Consider the following 17774-nt stretch of genomic DNA (forward strand, 5'->3'; position numbering starts at 1 on the left):
CACCGCATCCGGAACCACACCCAACGAACGCCACAACTCCGCAAGCGACACCATCACCGCCCACGTCACCGGCTGCACCACATCAACCCGATCCAGCGAACCCCCCGACCGCACCACCTCCACCACATCAAAATCAACCAACGGCGCCAAAGCATCCCCACACTCACGCAACCGCGCCGCGAACACAGAAGACGACTCCAACAACCCCGCACCCATCCCCACCCACTGCGACCCCTGCCCCGGAAACACCAACACCCGACGCCCCGTCACACCGGCCACACCGTGGATGGCGGAGCGCTCCAGGCGGGTGAGGAGTTCCTCGCGGTCACCGGCCAGGACCACGGCTCGGTGGCCGAAGACGGTGCGGGCGGTGGCCTGGGTCCACGCGACGTCCAGCAGGCCCTGCTCCGGGCCGTGCTCGATGCGGGCGCTGAGCTGGGCGGCCTGGTCGCGCAGGCCCTCCGCGGTGCGGCCCGTGACGATCACGGGGAGGACGGGCAGGGTGCGGGTGGCGGGCTCGGCCGGGTGCGGGGCCGGGGCCTGCTCCAGCACCAGGTGGGCGTTGGTGCCGCCCATGCCGAAGGAGGACACACCGGCCCGGCGCGGCCGGGAGCCGTCCGCCTTCTCCGCGGGCCAGGGCCGCAGTTCGGTCTGGACGCTGAGGTTCAGCTCGTCGAGCGGGATGCCGGGGTTCGGGGTGGCGTAGTTGAGGCTGGGCGGGAGTTCGCCCTCGCGGACGGCGAGAGCGGCCTTGAGGAGTCCGACGATGCCGGCGGCGCCTTCGAGGTGCCCGACGTTGGTCTTGGCGGAGCCGACGGCGAGCGGAGCACCGGGCGTGCGGGCCGTGCCGAGGACCGCGCCGAGGGCCGCGGCCTCGACGGGGTCCCCGGCGCGGGTGCCGGTGCCGTGGAGTTCGACGTAGCGGACGTCCTCGGGCCGGACGTCGGCGCGCTCGTACGCCTCGCGAAGGACGGCCTCCTGGGCGCCCTGGTGCGGGGTGGTCAGGCTGGGACCGCCGCCGTCGTTGTTGACGGCGCCGCCCTTGACGACGCAGTGGACGCGGTCGCCGTCGGCGAGGGCCTGCCGCAGTGGCTTGAGGACGACGCAGACGCCGCCCTCCCCGCGTACGTAGCCGTTGGCCCGGGCGTCGAAGGTGTAGCAGCGGCCGTCCGGGGAGAGGGCGCCCATCAGTTCCATCGTGGTGGTGCTGTGGTCGGACAGGATGAGGTTGACGCCGGCGACCACGGCGAGGTCGCTCTCGCCACGGCGCAGTCCCTCGCAGGCGAGGTGGACGGCGACGAGCGAGGAGGACTGAGCGGTGTCCACGGCCATGCTGGGGCCGCGCAGTCCGAGTTGGTACGAGAGCCGGTTGGCGGTCATGGCCCGGTGCAGGCCGGCAGCACTGTAGCCGCCGGTCGTCCCGGTGCCGTGGGCGAGGGCCGCGTAGTCGTCGGAGGCGACGCCGACGTACACGGAGGTGCGGGTGCCGGAAAGCCGGCCGGGGACGATCCCGGCGTGTTCCAGGGCCTCCCAGCCGAGTTCGAGTACGAGGCGCTGCTGCGGGTCGGTGGCGGCGGCCTGCGCCGGGCTCATACCGAAGAATTCCGCGTCGAATTCCCCGTGGTTCCCGACGGTGGCCCGCCAGGTGCCGTCCTCCTGCTGGACGATGCCGTGGTTTCCGGTCCGGAGAAGCTGCCAGAATTCTTCGGGGGTATCTGCCCCCGGAAGCCGGCAAGCCATCCCCACGACGGCTATGTCGTTGTCGCCCACGAGCTGCTCACCGTTCTTGGGGATCATTGATTCTCCATAGCCAGAGATAAGGTGGGGAAATCCACGAGCAGTTGGAAAAGTGCAGAAGTGCCCGACACGAGGAGCGCCGTCACCTGGTGACGGGGAGCTCCACTCGCCGTCACCAGGTGACGGGAAGCTCCACGAGTCCGCGGACGAGCATGTCCCGGTGCCAGGCGAGTTCGTCGGCGGGCACGGCGAGGCGCAGTCCGGGCAGGCGGCTGGTGAGGGCTTCGAGGGCGCACTGGAGTTCGGCACGGGCCAGCGGGGCGCCGAGGCAGAAGTGCGGGCCCTGGCCGAAGGCGAGGTGCTGGTTGGGCTCACGGTCGAGGACGACGCCGCCGGCGTCCTCGAACACGGTCTCGTCGTGGTTGGCGGAGGCGAGGGAGTAGACGACGGCCTCGCCGGCGCGGATGGTCACGCCACCGATTTCGACGTCCTCGGTGGCGACGCGGGTGGGTCCGACGCTGTTCCACAGCGGGACGACGCGCAGGAGTTCCTCCACGGCGGCGGGCACGAGTTCGGGGTGGGCGCACAGATGTTCGTAGCGTCCGCGGTCCTTCAGGAGGACCAGGACGTGGCCGGCGATCTGGGTGGCCGTGGTCTCGTGGCCGCCGATGAGCATGCCACCGGTGAGCATGAGCAGTTCGTTCTCTGTGAGCTGCTCGCCTTCGTCATGGGCCTCGACGAGGGCGCTGAGCAGGTCGTCCTCGGGCCGCGCGCGCCGCTTGGCCACATATCCGCGCAGGTAGTCGGCATATTCCTCGGCCGCCTCGCCGACCTGCTCCTCGGTGTAGCGGCTGGCGGACATCAGGGCCTCGGTGAAGCTCCGGAAGATGTGCTGGTCCTCGTGGGGGATGCCGAGCATTTCGCAGATGACCGAGGTGGGCAGGGGCAGTGCGAGCTTCTCGACGAGGTCGGCGGGCCCGCCGTCGGCGACCAGATCGTCGAGAAGACCGTGGGTGATCTCCGCGATGCGGGGGCGTATCGCGGCCACGCGGCGGGCGGTGAAGGCGCGGGAGACGAGCCGCCGCAGCCGGGCGTGGCTCTGCGGGGGCATTCCCATGAGACCCACGGAGTCGAGCCCGCGGGGGGCGGCGCGGGGCACGTCCTTGTCGGCGCCCGCGTGCATGCTCAGCCGGGGGTCGGCCGAGGCCTTCTTGATGTCCGCGTGCCGCGTCAGGAGCCATGCCTCGCCGCCGTAGGGCATGCGGACCCGTGCCACGGGCTCTCCGGACCGGAGTTCGGCGTACGTGGGGTCGAGCGCGAGGTCCACACGGTCGCCGAACGGAAACCCGAGGACGGATCCGGCGGCGGCATGAGGGCAGGTCATGGCGGAATCTCCTTCGTACGCTGACCCTGGCATCCAACAACAGCACCGCACCGCTGCCACTGGCGCGCTTTTTGATTGTGTCAAGTCAGCGCGAATCGGGTCGGAAATTCGAGCCGGATTGCAGCGGAATTCGAGCGGTGCGCGAGAGCAGTTCCAGCCGCGCACAACACGCCTTTGCTGGGCCGGAGAACCGCTGGCAACTGTGTCAGGTCCCCTCTTGCGCCGCACAAGTAGGGGGCCGTATTTTCCGTTGCATCGAAAAGCCGTATCCGCTTTGCCTCGAAAGGCTGCTCCGATGGCGCATATCGCCTTCTTCATTCTCCCCGCGGCCGGCCACGTCAATCCGACGCTGTCCGTCGCGCGGGAGCTCGTCGCGCGGGGCCACCGGGTCAGCTACGCCCTGCCCGAGAACTACGGCGAGCGGGTGCTCGCGACGGGCGCGGAGTTCATCCCCTATCCGATGGACCAGGACCGCTTCCTGGCCACGATGGTGCCGCAGCAGGACTCCGCCGAGTACACGGACCAGCAGGAGTTCGTGAACATGATGAAGTGGATGCTGGAGCTCACCCGGCAGACACTTCCGCGGTTCGAGGAGCACTTCGACTCCGAGGGCCGTCCGGACGTGCTCGTGTGCGACCCGTCCTCCTTCTGGAGCGGGGCGTTCCTCGCGGCGAAGTGGGAAGTGCCGGTCATCCGCAGCACGCCGACGTACGTGGCCAACGAGCACTGGTCCCTGCACCCGCCGGTCGACACCGCGGAGGAACAGCAGGAGGACCCGGAGACCGGAGAGCTGTTCGGGATCATCGCCGGACTGCTGGCGGAGCACGGCATCGAGAAGACCATCGGGGAGTTCGCGGAGGACGTGCACTCGGGTCCCGCGCTGGTCTACCTGCCGCGTGCGTTCCAGTACGCGGGCGAGACGTTCGGCGAGGAGGTCTCCTTCGTCGGCCCGTGCACGAGCGACAACAGCTTCCACGGCGACTGGGAGGCTCCCGATTCGGGCCGCCCGCTGGCGCTGGTCACCCTGGGCACCCTGTACAACAAGCAGCCGGAGTTCTTCCGCGCCTGCGTCGACGCCTTCGCGGACCTCGACTGGGACGTGGTGGTCGCCCACGCCGGCGGGGTCACGGAGGGCGGTCTCGGCGAACTGCCGCCGAACGTCCGGGTGCACTCCTTCGTGCCGCAGGGCGCCGTGCTCAAGCACGCGTCCCTGATGATCAACCACGGTGGTACGAGCACCGTGCTCCAGGCCGTCTCCGAGGGCGTCCCCGTCATCTCGGTACCTCAGATGGCCGAGCTGCACGCGACCGCGACCCGGGTGGAGCAGTTGGGTGTGGGCGCCAAGATCCTGCGCAAGGACATCTCTCCCGAGAAGGTCCGCGAGACCGTGCTCGCCCTGGCCGCCGACGAGTCCGTCGCCGCGAAGGTGGCGTGGCTGCGGCATGAGATCAAGTCCGCGGGCGGCCCGGTCGCGGCCGCCGACGCGATCGAGCGGCTCCTGGTGCCGGCGCCCGCCGCAGGCTGAGCCGTCCCGCCCGCCCCTCGCGCTCGCCCCCGCCCTTCCAGACTTCTTGCCGATACTTCAGCTGAGGAAGCCGACATGACGACACAGATCGCCGAGGCCACGGACACCGTGGCCGTGGACACCCCGGAGACCGAGGCGCCTCACCCGCTGGCACAGCCGGCGGGGGCCGACGCCGAAGGGCTCCTGGAGTGGTTCGCGCGCTGCCGCGCCGAGGCCCCCGTCTTCTGGGACTCGACGCGTTTCGCGTGGCAGGTGTTCTCGTACGAGGACTACAACACCGTCTCCACCAACCCGCAGATCTTCTCCTCGGACTTCTCGCCGGTCTTCCCCGTGCCGGAGGAGCTGGCGTTGCTGATGGGTCCGGGAACCTTCGGAGGCATCGACCCGCCGAAGCACGGCCCGCTGCGCAAGCTGGTCAGCCAGGCGTTCACCCCGCGCCGGATGGCCGCGCTGGAGCCCCGCATCGGGGAGATCACCCGCAAGCTCCTCGACGGCCTCGGCGACCGCACCGAGATCGACGCGGTGACGGACCTGGCGTACCCGCTGCCGGTGACGGTGATCTCCGAGCTGCTGGGCGTCCCGGCCTCGGACCAGGACCTGTTCCGCGAGTGGGTCGACGTCATCCTCAACAACGAGGGCATGGAGTACCCGAACCTCCCGGACGACTTCGCGCAGACCATGGGTCCCGCCATCAAGGAGTGGGCCTCCTACCTGTACGCGAAGATCGCCGAGAAGCGGGCCGAGCCGTGCGACGACCTGATGAGCGGGCTCATCGAGTCCGAGGTCGACGGCCGCCGCCTCACCGACGAGGAGATCGTCAACATCGTGGCGCTGCTGCTGACGGCGGGCCACATCTCCAGCGCGACCCTGCTCAGCAACCTGCTCATCGTGCTGGACGAGCACCCCGAGGCGCAGGCGGAGCTGCGGGCCGACCGCTCGCTGATCCCGGGAGCGGTGGAGGAGACGCTGCGCTACCGCAGCCCCTTCAACAACATCTTCCGGCTGCTGAAGGAGGACACCGACATCCTCGGGGTCCCGATGAAGGCCGGACAGATGGTCACGGCGTGGAGCGCCTCGGCGAACCGCGACGCCGGGCAGTTCCCGGACCCGGACACCTTCGACATCCACCGGTCCGCGAACAAGCACATGGCCTTCGGTCACGGCATCCACCACTGCCTCGGTGCTTTCCTGGCCCGGCTCGAGGCGAAGGTGTTCCTCGACCTGGCCTTCGACACCTTCTCGTCGTTCGAGGTCGATCTCGGCAGGGCGGAGTTCTACGAGGCGGATCAGCTGACCGCCCGCCGTCTCCCCGTCTCCGTCGTCCGCGGCTGATCCAGCCGCGCCTGAGGCACCGGCCGGACAGGGCAACCAGGGAGCGCGATCGCATGTCGGTGGGCATCACTACAGAACCGAGGGTGGGCAGGGCCAAGGCCTGCGCCTTCATCGAGTTGGAGCAGCACAACGACGCACGGGGCAACCTGTCCGTCGTCGAGTCCGAGTGGACGGCGGGCTTCCCGATCCAGCGGGTGTACTACCTGCACGACCTGGACACCAGCTCGTCTCGCGGCGGGCACGCGCACCGGGGGCTGGAGCAGCTCGTCATCGCCGTCCACGGCAGTTTCACGATCACCGTGGACGACGGGATCAACCAGGCGGAGTACCGTCTCGACGACGCCGGCCAGGGGCTCTACATAGGGCCGATGGTGTGGCGGAACCTCAGCAACTTCTCGGAGGGCGCGGTCAGCGTGGTGCTGGCTTCGCTGCACTACGACGAGTCGGACTACTACCGCGACTACGACGAGTTCCTGCGGGACGCGAGGAGGGGGCTGTGACGGCGCGGGCCCCGGCGCGCGCGGCACGCGTCCCCTTCCACGACCTGCGGGACCTGCACGCCCTCGACGGCGTGCAGGCCGAGATCGACGCCGCCCTGCTGCGGGTGTCGCGCTCCGGGCGCTACCTCCTCGGCCCCGAACTGGAGGCGTTCGAGGAGGAGTACGCCCGGTACTGCGAGAACTCCCACTGCGTCGGTGTCGGCAGCGGCCTGGCCGCCCTGGAGCTGACTCTGCGGGCCCTGGGCGTCAAGGAGGGCGACGAGGTGGTCGTCCCCGGACACACGTACATCGCGACCTGGCTCGCGGTGTCGGCCACAGGGGCCCGCCCGGTCCCCGTGGAGCCGGAGACCGACTCGTACGTGATCGATCCCGGCCGTCTCGCGGCCGCGATCACCCCGCGGACCAAGGCGGTCATGCCGGTGCACACGTACGGGCACCCGGTGGACCTCGACGCGGTCGAGGCCGTCACCGCGCCCCGGGGCATCCCGGTGGTGGAGGACGCGGCCCAGGCGCACGGGGCCCGGTACAAGGGCCGGCGGATCGGTTCGCGCTACGCGGCGGCGTTCAGCTTTTACCCGGGCAAGAACCTGGGCGCGCTGGGCGACGGCGGCGCCGTGGTCACCTCCGACGCGGAGCTCGCCGGGCGGATCCGGCTGCTGCGCAACTACGGTTCCCGCGAGAAGTACGAGCACGAGGTGTGCGGCACCAACTCCCGGCTGGACGAGATGCAGGCCGCGGCACTGCGGGCGAAGCTGCCGTACCTCGACGCGTGGAACGCGCGCCGGAACACGATCGCCGCACACTACGCCGAAGGTCTCTCCGGCCTGCCGGGGGTGACCCCTCCGGCGGTCCGGCCCTGGGCCGGTCCCGTCTGGCACCAGTACGTGCTGCGCGCCGCGCACCGCGAGGAGTTGCGGCGGGCCCTGGCCGAGGCCGGGGTGGAGAGCCTGATCCACTACCCGACAGCCGTCCACCGGTCCGGAGCCTACGCGGGCACCTCGTCCGTTCCGCTGCCCCGCTCCGAGCGGCTGGCGGCGGAGGTGCTGAGCCTGCCCATGGGCCCGCAGCTGACCGCGCGGGACGCGGAGACCGTCATCTCGGCGGTCCGTCACGCCACGGAGAACAGCCATGTCTGACATCCCGAAGGCCCCGGCTCTCTCGGCGCTCGGCGGTCCTGCCTCCCGCCGCCCGATGAAGGGCATCATCCTGGCCGGCGGCAGCGGCACGCGGCTGCGCCCGCTGACCGGTGCGCTGTCCAAGCAGCTACTGCCGGTGTACGACAAGCCGATGATCTACTATCCGCTGTCGGTGCTGATGCTGGCGGGCATCCGCGACATCCAGATCATCTCGGCGAAGAACCACCTGGAGATGTTCCGCACCCTGCTCGGCGACGGCGGGCAGCTCGGCATCCGTCTGAGCTACGCCCAGCAGGACGAGCCGCGCGGCATCGCGGAGGCCTTCCTCATCGGCGAGGAGCACATCGGCGACAGTCCCGTGGCGCTGATCCTCGGGGACAACGTCTTCCACGGCCCCGGCTTCTCCCAGGTGATCGCGCACGCCACGGCCCGCCTCGACGGCTGCGAACTGTTCGGCTACCCGGTCAAGGACCCCCAGCGGTACGGGGTCGGCGAGGTCGACGCCGACGGCACCCTGCTCTCCCTGGTGGAGAAGCCGGTCAAGCCGCGCTCCAACCTCGCGGTGACCGGCCTGTACCTGTACGACAACGACGTGGTGGACATCGCCCGCGGGCTGACGCCGTCGGCCCGCGGCGAGCTGGAGATCACCGACGTCAACCGCGTGTACCTCGCCCAGGGCCGGGCCCGGCTGAACGAGCTGGGCCGCGGGTTCGCCTGGCTGGACATGGGGACCCACGACTCGCTCCTGCAGGCCGGGCAGTACGTGCAGCTGCTGGAACAGCGCCAGGGCGAGCGGATCGCCTGCGTGGAGGAGATCGCCCTGCGGATGGGCTTCATCGGTCCGGAGCAGTGCTTCGCCCTCGGCAGCGACCTGGGAGCCTCCAGCTACGGCGACTACGTGCGCGAGATCGCCCGCAGGGCCGTCGCGGACGGGCAGGGCGCCGACTCCTCGGCTGCCTGACCACCCACCGAATCCACCGTCCCCTTCCCCGAAAGGCCTGTTGGAGATGCGCGTCCTGGTGACCGGAGGTGCGGGCTTCATCGGCTCGCACTTCGTCAGAGAGCTGCTGTCCGGGGCCTATCCGGACCTCGGGGGGTCGCGGGTGGTGGTTCTGGACGCCCTCACCTACGCCGGCAACCCCGCCAATCTCGACCCGGTCCGCGACCACCCGGGCCTGGAGTTCGTCCACGGAGACATCTGCGACAAGGAGCTGGTCGGGCGGCTGATGGCCGGGACCGGCCTGGTGGTGCACTTCGCGGCCGAATCGCATGTGGACCGCTCGATCGCCGACGCCTCGGAGTTCGTGCGCACCAACGTGCTCGGCACCCAGACCCTCCTGCAGGCGGCCGTCGAGGCGAAGGTGGGGCGGTTCGTCCACGTCTCCACGGACGAGGTGTACGGGTCGATCCGCTCGGGCTCGTGGCCGGAGGAACACCCGCTGCTGCCCAACTCCCCGTACGCGGCCTCCAAGGCCTCCTCGGACCTGATGGCGCTGGCCTTCCACCGTACGCACGGGCTGGAGGTGTGCGTGACCCGCTGCTCCAACAACTACGGGCCGTACCAGTTCCCGGAGAAGGCGATCCCGCTGTTCACCACCAACCTGGTCGACGGGCTCGACGTCCCGCTGTACGGAGACGGCCTCAACAGCCGCGACTGGCTGCACGTGGACGACCACTGCCGCGGCATCGCCCTCGTCGCCGCCAAGGGCCGCCCCGGCGAGGTCTACAACATCGGCGGCGGCACGGAGCTGACCAACATCGAACTGACCCAGCGGCTGCTGAAGCTGTGCGGGCGGGGCAGCTCGGCGGTGCGGAGGGTCGCCGACCGGGCCGCGCACGACCGCCGGTACTCGGTGGACATCTCGAAGATCTCCCGTGAGCTGGGCTACGAGCCGCGGGTGCCCTTCGCCGAGGGCCTCGCGGCGACGGTGGCCTGGTACAAGGAGAACCGTGCGTGGTGGGAGCCGCTGAAGGAGCGCGCCGCGCTCCCGGGGCCGGTGGCCTCCGAGCAGGACACGAGGCAGCCGGCAGGTGCCCATGCGCATTGACGAGACAGGTATACCCGGCACGTACCGGCTGTCGCCCCAGCGGTTCGAGGACGAGCGCGGCCACTTCTACGAGGCCGCCAGGCACAGCGAGCTGACGGCGGCGACCGGGCTGCCCTTCGAGGTCCGCCAGGTCAACAACTCCGTCTCGCGGCGCGGCGTCCTGCGCGGGGTGCACTGCAACGACGTGCCGGCCGGCGCCGGGAAGCTGGTGACCTGTGTCCGGGGCTCGGTCCTCGACGTGATGGTCGACCTCCGTCAGGGCTCCCCGTCCTTCGGCCGGTACGTCGTGACCCGGCTGGACGCCGAGGAGGGCGTCGCCCTCTACATGTCCGGCGGCATCGGCCACGCCTTCCTCGCCCTGGAGGACGGCACCTGCGTCAACTACCTGCTGTCCGCGGAGTACGTGCCCGGGGCCATGGTCGACATCGACGCACTCGACCCCGAGCTGGGCCTGCCGTGGGAGCTCGTACAACCCCCGGTGCGCTCCGCGAAGGACGCGGCGGCGCCCTCCCTCGCCGAGGCCGTGGCCTCCGGCCGGCTGCCGCTGTACGCACCGCCGCGAGGGGAGCTGGTCCAGTCATGACCACTCCCGCCACCCGTGGCCCCTCGTCTCCCTCCTTCCCCTCCGGTGTGTGGCTGAGCCGCTACCGGCCCGTCGAGGACGCTGCCGTCCGGCTGGTGTGCTTCCCGCACGCCGGCGGCTCGGCCACCGCGTACCTGGGCTTCGCCACCGCCCTCGCCGCCGTCGGCGTCGAGGTGCTGGCGGTGCAGTACCCGGGCCGCCAGGAACGGCGCGCGGAGCCCTTCGTCGAGACCGTCGACGCCCTGGTCGAGGCGGTGCTGCCGGAACTGCGGGAGTGGACCGGCCGCCCGTTCGCCCTGTTCGGGCACAGCCTGGGAGCCACCCTCGCGTACGAGACCGCGCGCCGGCTGACCGAGCTGGGCGAAGAACCCGCACACCTGTTCCTCTCCGGCCGTCGCGCACCCACCGTGCCGCGCACGGACACCGCGCACCTGCTGGACGACCGGGCCCTGATCGCCCGGATCACCACGCTGCAGGGCACCGATCCGGTGCTGCTCCAGGACGAGGAGCTGCTGCGGATGGTGCTGCCGGCGCTCCGCAACGACTACGGCATGGCAGGCGCCTACCGGCACCGCGCCGGAGCGCCGCTGTCCGTGCCGCTGACGGTGCTCACCGGGGACAGCGACCCCAACGTGTCCGTCGAGGACGCGCGGCGCTGGTCCGAGGTGGCCGGGGGCCCGGTGGACCTCCATGTGCTTCCGGGTGGCCACTTCTTCCTCAACGACCGCTCGGAAACCGTCTGCCACATCATCGAGGAGGCGCTGGACCATGTCCGCTGACACTCTGGCCCGGTCCACGGACCGCACGGACACCGCGCGCCGCCTGCTGGCGTCGGCCCGTACCCCCGACAGCGCGGCCATGCCCATGGACCGGGTGCCGGGCTGGCTGGCCGAACAGGCCCGCGCGGGCAGCTTCCGGGTCACCCGGGTGCCGTTCGCCGCGCTGCGGGGCTGGTACTTCGACGGTGACGGCAACCTGCGCCACGAGTCGGGCCGCTTCTTCGCCGTCGAGGGCCTGCACGTCACCGCGGACGGACTGCCGAAGCGGGGCTGGAAGCAGCCGATCATCGTGCAGCCGGAGGTCGGCATGCTCGGCATCGTCGCGAAGGAGATCGACGGCGTCCTGCACTTCCTGATGCAGGTCAAGATGGAGCCGGGCAACATCAACATGCTCCAGGTCTCTCCCACCGTGCAGGCCACACGCAGCAACTTCACCGGGGTCCACCAGGGCCGCGGCATCCCGTTCCTCGACCTGTTCCTGGAGCAGGGGCGGGCGCGGGTCCTCGTGGACGTGCTCCAGTCCGAGCAGGCCGACTGGTTCCTCGCCAAACGCAACCGCAACATGATCGTCGAGATCGACGACAGCACCGAGATCGGCGAGATCGGCGACGCCTTCCGCTGGCTGACCTTCGGACAGCTCCTGCGCCTGCTGCGGCTGGACAACGTGGTCAACATGGACACCCGCTCCATCCTGGCCTGTCTGCCGACCGCGGGCGCCGAACCGGACGGCGTGGACTCCGATCCGGTCCTGCGCTCCTTCCACGGCCTGTCGGCCCCCTCGGTGCACGGCACGGCCGAGGTGCTCAGCTGGATCACCGGCATACGGGCGCTGCGCGAACTGGTCCAGCGCCGGGTGCCGCTCGGCGAGGTCGCCGAGGACGGCTGGAAGTTCACGGACGAGGAGATCGGGCACACCGGTGGACGCCGGTTCCGGGTCATCGCGGCCGACATCTCGGCGAGCAACCGCGAGGTCGCCTCCTGGACCCAGCCCCTGATCCAGCCGCAGGTGCCGGGCCTGATGGCCCTGATCGTCAAACGGATCAACGGCACCCTGCACGCCCTGGTGCAGGCCCGGGTCGACGTCGGGCACATGAACGTGGCCGAGCTGGCGCCGACCGTGCACTGCCGGCCGGCCGACCACACAGGCCCGGGTGCCGACCCGTACCCGCCCTTCCTCGCCGATGTACTGGCCGCCCCGCAGCCGCGGATCCGCTACGACGCGGTGCAGTCCGAGGAGGGTGGCCGCTTCTACCACGCGGAGAACCGGTACACGATCGTCGAGGTGCCCGAGGAGTTCCGCGAGGAAGTGCCGCGGGACTACGCCTGGCTGACCTTCTCCCAGCTCACCGAACTGATGGCGCACGGCAACTACCTCAACGTCGAACTGCGCACGCTCGTCGTCTGCGCCCACACCCTGTACTGACCGGCCGGCCCGGCCGGTCCCGCCCGCATCTCCCGAGGACGTCATGCCCGCTCCCCTTCGCCTGGGCCTCCTCGGCTGCGGCGACATCGCCGCGCGCCGCACCCTGCCCGCCCTGCTGCGCACCCCCGGACTGGAACTGGCCGCCGTGGCCGCGCGGGACCCCGCGCGGGCCGCTGAGTTCGCGGACCGCTTCGGGGGCGTCCCCTCGCCGTCGTACACGGACCTGCTCGGTCGTACCGACGTGGACGCCGTCTACCTCTGCCTGCCCACCATGCACCACGCCGCGTGGGCCGGGCGGGCCCTGCGCAGCGGCAAGCACGTACTGGTGGAGAAGCCGCTCGCGACCGGCGGCGCGGAGGCCGAGGCCCTGTACGGGCTGGCGCGGGAGCGCGGCCTGGTACTGCTGGAGAACTTCATGTTCCTCCACCACGGCACCCAGCGGCAGGTCGCGGGCCTGCTCGCGGACGGGGTCCTGGGCGAGGTCCGCGCGGTCTCGGCGGCCTTCACGATCCCGCCGCGCCCGCCGGGCGACACACGCTACGACCCGCGGGTCGGCGGCGGTGCCCTGCTCGACAACGGCGTCTACCCGCTGCGGGCCGCCCTGCGCTTCCTGGGCTGCGGCCTGACCGTGGCCGGCGCGGTGCTGCGCACCAGCGAGGAGCACGGCGTGGACCTGTCCGGAGCCGTACTGCTGTCGGCTCCGGAGGGGGCCGTGGCCCAGATCCGGTTCGGCATGGAGCACCACTACCGTTCCTGGTACGAGATCCAGGGCAGCGCCGGCACCCTGTCCGTGGACCACGTGTACACGACGGCACCCGGTCACGAACCGGTGATCCGGCTGGCCACCGGCACCGGGCACACGGAGATCCGGGTACCCGCGGAGGACCATTTCGAGGCCGTACTGCGGTTCTTCGCCGCGGCCGTGCGCGCACCGGACACGCGCCATCCCGGCCTGCCGCTCCTCGGTGCGGAGTCGCGGCGGCAGGCCGGGATGCTGGACGAGATCCGGGCGGCGGCGGTCCGCGTCAGCCGGTGACGACGGCTCCCCCGCTCAGTTCGAGGTGCGAGCCCCTGAAGGCCCGGCGCATCCGCCGGTCGTGCGTGACGATGACCACGGCTCCCGTGTAGTCCACCAGGGCCTGCTCCAGCTCCTCGACAAGGAGCGGGGACAGGTGATTGGTGGGCTCGTCGAGGAGCAGCAGGTCAACGGGCCGGGTGACCAGGCGCGCCAGGTCGATGCGGCGGCGCTGGCCCACGGAGAGCGAGCCGACCGGCAGGTCGAGTTCGGATTCCCGGAACAGGCCCAGGGACAGCAGTTGTCCGGTGTGCTCGTCGGCATGGCCGAGGCGGCCCTCGGCGAACTCCTCGAGCACCGAGCGCCGTGGGTGCTTGGGCAGTTCGTCCTGGCGCAGCCAGCCGATCCGTCCGGCCCGCCGCACGGTCCCCGCGTCGGGCTCGAGGTCGCCGGCGAGCACGCGCAGCAGGGTGCTCTTGCCCGCGCCGTTGGGGCCGGTGATCAGCAGCCGCTCGGAGTGGCCGAGGGCCAGCTTCTCGATCCCGAGACGGCCGTCGACCCGCAGGCCGGAGGCCTCGGTGAGGGGGCCGTCGGGGGCCTCGGCGGCCGCGCCGTCCACCGCGATGGATGCGGTGAAGCGCAGCGGCTCGGGCGGCTGCGGTACCGGGTCGGCACGCAGCCGGGCCAGCCGCTCGTTGGCGTTGCGGGCCTTGCCCGAGGTCGAGGACGAGGACGACCTGGCCCGGTGGTGCTCCGATCCGCTGAAGGCCCAGGGGCCCTTCTGGGCGATGCTGGCCAGCATCCGGCCCGCATTCGCCGCGAGGGTCTCCTGCCGGGCGATCTCGGCGAGGTGTTCCTCGTACTCCCGCTCCCAGCGGGCCCGGGCGGCGGCCTTGGCCCTGAGGTAGCCCTGGTAGCCGTCGCCGTACCGGTTGACGGTCCTGCGGTCCGGGTCGACCTCGAGGATCGCTGAGGTGACCGCCTCCAGGAAGGCGCGGTCGTGGGTGATGACGACGACGGTGCCGCGGTGGTCCCGCAGCCTCTTCTCCAGCCAGTCCACGGCCTGGTCGTCCAGGTCGTTGGTGGGCTCGTCGAGGAGCAGCAGCTCGGGGGCGGCGGCCAGGGCGGCGGCCAGCGCCAGCCGGGAGCGCTCGCCGCCGGAGAGGGTGTCCACCGGCCGGTCGCGGTCGAGGCCGGGCAGGCCCAGTCCGTGCAGGGCCGCGTCCGCCCGGGCGTCGGCCTCGTAGCCACCGCGGTCCTCGAACTCCGCGAGCAGGTCGCCGTACTCGGTGAGCAGCCGCTTGTCGTCGTCCACCAGCGCGTCCTCGACCTCGTGGAGACGCTTCTCCAGGGCACGCAGGTCCGCGAAGGCGCGGTCCAGCACGTCTCTGACGGTGGCTCCGGCCGGCATGTCGAGGCGCTGCGGCAGGTAGCCGACACCTCCGGGAGCGGCGACGGTCACCTCGCCGTTGTCCGCGCCCTCGACACCGGCGATGAGCCGGAGCAGGGTGGACTTGCCTGAGCCGTTGTCGCCGATGACACCGGCCTTCTCACCGGGCTTGACGGTGAGGGACACCCGGTCGAGCACGACGTGTTCGTCGTACCGCTTGGTGACCTCCTCCAGCGTGAGCTGGGAATGCTGCCATGATGCCGTGGGCGAGGACATCCGCATATACGTACTCCTGGTGGTGCGGGGTCAAAGAGCGGGAACCGGACTCTCCGCGAACTGCGTGGCAGGGCTGGGGGTTGGGGTGCTGTCGGGGCCCGGCGCCTCCCTGGCGCAGGTGTGGGCCGGCGCCGTGTCGGCACCCTTTGCAAGGATCTTCCGCACGGCCTCCTCCCGCAAGGGCACGCTGTGCCGGGAGGTCGCCGTGGCGGCGCCGCCCCCGGCGGTGACCACGGTCCAGCGGGCCCGTGCGGGCGGCCGCCGGCAGCCTCGTCATCCTCTCTCCTCCCGAGTCGGGTTGCTGTAGCGACCGTTCCCCGCGCTACTCGAGACGCGGTGGAGAGACGGTGGAGGCCGTCGGAGGCGGGCGCGGCGACGGGCTCGTGGGCGGCCGTCCGCCGCCGTCCGCGACGTCCGGTGGCTCATGTGCCGGGCCGCCGGGCACTCATGTACGCGATGACGCGGCTCCGGCGGCGGGGGGCTCGCTGATGCCTCCGGGGACGCCGAGCCGGTCGCCGAAGGCCACTGTGGTCACCGCTCCCGCGGAAGAGGGGCCGGAAGGGGAAAGAGCGGCGGCGCGCGCGTGGATGCTCTGGCGCACGGCCGCGCGGGCCGGTTTGCCGACCGGGGTGCGCGGCACGGCGTCCAGGAGCTCGGCGCGGCGGATCCGCTCGAAGTCGCTGAGGCGTCCGTCGGCGCGCGCGACGACGTCGGCGAGGACCTCCGAGGGGTCGGCGCCCCCGGTGTCACGCAGCACGACACCCGCCCAGGTGACCGCGCCGTGCACGGGGTCGGGCCAGCCGGCCACGATGCATTCGGCCACTCGCGGGTCGGCGGCGACGACGCTCTCGATCAGGGTGGGCGAGACGAGTTCGTTGTCGTACTTGAACACGTCGCCGATCCGGTCGACGAGGAACAGGGCGCCGTCCTCGTCGAGGCGGCCGATGTCGGCGGTGGAGAACCAGCCGTCGGCGTCGGCGGGGTGGCGGCTCTCGCCGAGGTAACCGGCCATCAGCTGAGGCCCCCGCACCTGGACCTCGCCGACGGCGCCGATCGCCGACGGCGCCCGGGTCTCCAGGTCCACGATCCGGCATTCGGTGCCGGGCACGGGCGTGCCGACGGATCCGGGCCTGGGGTCGCGGGGGTCCTGGGAGTGGGTGAGCGGAGACAATTCGGCCATGCCGTAACCCTGGACCACGGGGACGCCCAGCCGCTCGCGCAGTACCCGGGCGGCGTTCGGGTCGAGCGCGGTGCCGCCGGACAGGACGGCGGTCAGCCGGGGGTGGGCGGGCACGCCGGGCAGCGGCCCGGCGCGCAGCCGCTCGTCGGTGGCCAGGGCGTGCAGCCGTGCGGGCAGGCCGTAGTAGTGGGTGGCGCCGGTGCGCTCGGCCAGGGCGAGCGAGGCGACCGGGTCGGGGTCGGCGCACAGCACCTGGAACGCGCCGGCGTACACCGCCGAGTTCAGGTGCATGACGTGGTGGAGCGGCAGGTGGTTGAGGACGACCGAACCGGCGTCGAGGTGGTGGGCCGCGGCGGTCTGCGCGGCGTTGGCGACCAGGTTGCGGTGGGTGAGCCGGACGCCCTTGGGCCGGCCGGTGGTGCCGGTGGTGAACTGGACGCAGACGTCGGAGTCCAGGTCGACGGGGAGGCGGTCCCCGTCCTGCTCGGGGCCGGGGACCGCGGTGGCGACGGCGTCGAGTACGAGCCCGATCGGCACGGCGTCGCCGGGGACGATGCCGTCCTCGGCGTCCGTGACCACGACCAGGCCGAGCCGGGGCAGCCGGTCGCCCGTCTTGGCGAGGAGCTCGGCGGTGGGCGTGGACACGAAGGCCAGCTCGACCCCGGCCGCGGCCATCACGTGGACGAGCCCGACCTCCTTGACCAGCGGGTTGATCAGCACGATCGTGTTCCCGCTGCGGGCGATGCCGTAGTAGACGGCGGCGAAGGACGCGTCGAGGGTGTTGGCGACGCCGATCCGGGCTCCCCCGCGGCCCGCCGAGCGCTCCAGGAACTGGGCGACGCGGTCGGCCCGGGCGTCGAGTTCGGCGAAGGTGACCGTACCGCGGGCGTCGCGCAGGGCCGGCCCGTCCGGGTCCCGTTCGGCGGCGCGCCGCAGCAGCCCGTCCAGTGGCAGGTGCGGGTGGGCGAAGGTCGGCACGGCTCTGTTCCCTTCTTCGGCCGGGCAGTGCGCCCCCGGTTGCGAGGTCTGCCCATCGTCCGAGCGGGGGCTCGAGGATTCTTCGAAGAGGGCTCGACGGGCGGGACGGCGTCGGGAACACGACGGCCGCGGGGGCCGGCCCCCGCCGGAGGCGCCCTCGGAGTGCCGGTACCGCCGACCGCGTACGACGGCGGGTGGCGGTACCGGGCTTGTGACGTCCGGGGCCGAGGTCAGTAGCGGTAGTGGTCGGACTTGTACGGGCCTTCGACCGGGACGCCGATGTAGTCGGCCTGCTCCTGGCGCAGGGTCGTCAGCTTGACGCCGAGCGCGTCGAGGTGGAGGCGGGCGACCTTCTCGTCCAGGTGCTTGGGCAGCACGTAGACATCGGTCGGGTACGCCTCGGGCTTCGTGAACAGCTCGATCTGGGCCAGGGTCTGGTCCGCGAACGAGTTGGACATGACGAACGAGGGGTGACCGGTGGCGTTGCC

15 protein-coding genes are annotated in these 17774 nt (G+C 71.6%); 10 read left to right on the top strand and 5 right to left on the bottom strand.

The features are described from left to right. A partial coding sequence (locus ACIRJR_RS36655) for a type I polyketide synthase (protein WP_403789047.1) occupies positions 1-1797 on the bottom strand: 1797 nt, incomplete at its 3' end. Positions 1798-1909: 112 nt separating this feature from the next. Then, a complete protein-coding gene (locus ACIRJR_RS36660) occupies positions 1910-3121 on the bottom strand; it encodes a cytochrome P450 (RefSeq protein WP_403789049.1) in 1212 nt (403 codons plus the stop codon). Positions 3122-3416: 295 nt separating this feature from the next. Between ACIRJR_RS36660 and ACIRJR_RS36665 the strand changes: the two genes are divergently transcribed. The 10 genes from ACIRJR_RS36665 to ACIRJR_RS36710 all read left to right on the top strand — a co-directional run bounded on the left by ACIRJR_RS36665 (position 3417) and on the right by ACIRJR_RS36710 (position 13483). After that, positions 3417-4646, top strand: coding sequence for a macrolide family glycosyltransferase (locus ACIRJR_RS36665; protein WP_403789051.1), 1230 nt, complete (start codon positions 3417-3419; stop codon positions 4644-4646). A 75-nt stretch (positions 4647-4721) separates the two neighbouring features. Beyond that, a complete protein-coding gene (locus ACIRJR_RS36670) occupies positions 4722-5978 on the top strand; it encodes a cytochrome P450 (RefSeq protein ID WP_403789053.1) in 1257 nt (418 codons plus the stop codon). A 53-nt stretch (positions 5979-6031) separates the two neighbouring features. Next, the gene (locus ACIRJR_RS36675) at positions 6032-6478 is read left to right on the top strand and encodes a sugar 3,4-ketoisomerase (RefSeq protein WP_403789055.1); all 447 of its coding nucleotides are present in this window, start codon (positions 6032-6034) and stop codon (positions 6476-6478) included. Continuing rightward, on the top strand, positions 6475-7614 hold the full coding sequence (locus ACIRJR_RS36680; protein ID WP_403789057.1) for a DegT/DnrJ/EryC1/StrS family aminotransferase: 1140 nt from the start codon (positions 6475-6477) through the stop codon (positions 7612-7614). Before ACIRJR_RS36675 ends, ACIRJR_RS36680 begins: the two co-directional genes overlap by 4 nt. 55 nt (positions 7615-7669) lie before the next feature. Further along, the gene (gene rfbA, locus ACIRJR_RS36685) at positions 7670-8575 is read left to right on the top strand and encodes a glucose-1-phosphate thymidylyltransferase RfbA (RefSeq protein WP_403789075.1); all 906 of its coding nucleotides are present in this window, start codon (positions 7670-7672) and stop codon (positions 8573-8575) included. Positions 8576-8621: 46 nt separating this feature from the next. After that, positions 8622-9662: a dTDP-glucose 4,6-dehydratase gene (rfbB, locus tag ACIRJR_RS36690; RefSeq protein ID WP_403789059.1), complete on the top strand. Its 1041-nt coding sequence runs from the start codon at positions 8622-8624 to the stop codon at positions 9660-9662. Next, positions 9652-10245 carry a dTDP-4-dehydrorhamnose 3,5-epimerase family protein gene (locus ACIRJR_RS36695; protein ID WP_403789061.1) on the top strand — a complete coding sequence of 198 codons (594 nt, stop codon included), beginning with the start codon at positions 9652-9654 and terminating at the stop codon, positions 10243-10245. The genes rfbB and ACIRJR_RS36695 overlap by 11 nt, the downstream gene beginning before the upstream one ends. Beyond that, positions 10242-11024: a thioesterase II family protein gene (locus tag ACIRJR_RS36700; protein ID WP_403789063.1), complete on the top strand. Its 783-nt coding sequence runs from the start codon at positions 10242-10244 to the stop codon at positions 11022-11024. Before ACIRJR_RS36695 ends, ACIRJR_RS36700 begins: the two co-directional genes overlap by 4 nt. Beyond that, on the top strand, positions 11014-12447 hold the full coding sequence (locus tag ACIRJR_RS36705; RefSeq protein ID WP_403789065.1) for an NDP-hexose 2,3-dehydratase family protein: 1434 nt from the start codon (positions 11014-11016) through the stop codon (positions 12445-12447). Before ACIRJR_RS36700 ends, ACIRJR_RS36705 begins: the two co-directional genes overlap by 11 nt. A gap of 43 nt (positions 12448-12490) precedes the next feature. Continuing rightward, positions 12491-13483, top strand: coding sequence for a Gfo/Idh/MocA family protein (locus tag ACIRJR_RS36710; RefSeq protein ID WP_403789067.1), 993 nt, complete (start codon positions 12491-12493; stop codon positions 13481-13483). Here ACIRJR_RS36710 and abc-f read toward each other — a convergent pair. From abc-f to ACIRJR_RS36725, 3 genes are all read right to left on the bottom strand, one after another. Beyond that, entirely contained in the window at positions 13473-15128 is a 1656-nt protein-coding gene (abc-f, locus tag ACIRJR_RS36715; protein WP_403789069.1) for a ribosomal protection-like ABC-F family protein, read from the bottom strand. The genes ACIRJR_RS36710 and abc-f overlap by 11 nt on opposite strands. Positions 15129-15573: 445 nt before the next feature. Then, complete coding sequence (locus ACIRJR_RS36720; protein ID WP_403789071.1) at positions 15574-17286, bottom strand: class I adenylate-forming enzyme family protein; 1713 nt, start codon at positions 17284-17286, stop codon at positions 15574-15576. A gap of 230 nt (positions 17287-17516) precedes the next feature. Continuing rightward, positions 17517-17774 (bottom strand): adenosylhomocysteinase (locus ACIRJR_RS36725; protein ID WP_403789073.1); only part of this gene is annotated, 258 nt, incomplete at its 5' end.

This window comes from Streptomyces sp. NPDC102402 (assembly GCF_044765765.1).
In the GTDB taxonomy this organism is placed as follows: Bacteria; Actinomycetota; Actinomycetes; order Streptomycetales; family Streptomycetaceae; genus Streptomyces.

Bases quoted from the DNA above. Each gene is read 5' to 3' on its own strand.
- ACIRJR_RS36660 (WP_403789049.1), bottom strand. From the start codon at position 3,121: ATGACCTGCCCTCATGCCGCCGCCGGATCCGTCCTCGGGTTTCCGTTC.
- ACIRJR_RS36665 (WP_403789051.1), top strand. From the start codon at position 3,417: ATGGCGCATATCGCCTTCTTCATTCTCCCCGCGGCCGGCCACGTCAAT.
- ACIRJR_RS36670 (WP_403789053.1), top strand. From the start codon at position 4,722: ATGACGACACAGATCGCCGAGGCCACGGACACCGTGGCCGTGGACACC.
- ACIRJR_RS36675 (WP_403789055.1), top strand. From the start codon at position 6,032: ATGTCGGTGGGCATCACTACAGAACCGAGGGTGGGCAGGGCCAAGGCC.
- rfbA (WP_403789075.1), top strand. From the start codon at position 7,670: ATGAAGGGCATCATCCTGGCCGGCGGCAGCGGCACGCGGCTGCGCCCG.
- rfbB (WP_403789059.1), top strand. From the start codon at position 8,622: ATGCGCGTCCTGGTGACCGGAGGTGCGGGCTTCATCGGCTCGCACTTC.
- ACIRJR_RS36695 (WP_403789061.1), top strand. From the start codon at position 9,652: ATGCGCATTGACGAGACAGGTATACCCGGCACGTACCGGCTGTCGCCC.
- ACIRJR_RS36700 (WP_403789063.1), top strand. From the start codon at position 10,242: ATGACCACTCCCGCCACCCGTGGCCCCTCGTCTCCCTCCTTCCCCTCC.
- ACIRJR_RS36705 (WP_403789065.1), top strand. From the start codon at position 11,014: ATGTCCGCTGACACTCTGGCCCGGTCCACGGACCGCACGGACACCGCG.
- ACIRJR_RS36710 (WP_403789067.1), top strand. From the start codon at position 12,491: ATGCCCGCTCCCCTTCGCCTGGGCCTCCTCGGCTGCGGCGACATCGCC.
- abc-f (WP_403789069.1), bottom strand. From the start codon at position 15,128: ATGTCCTCGCCCACGGCATCATGGCAGCATTCCCAGCTCACGCTGGAG.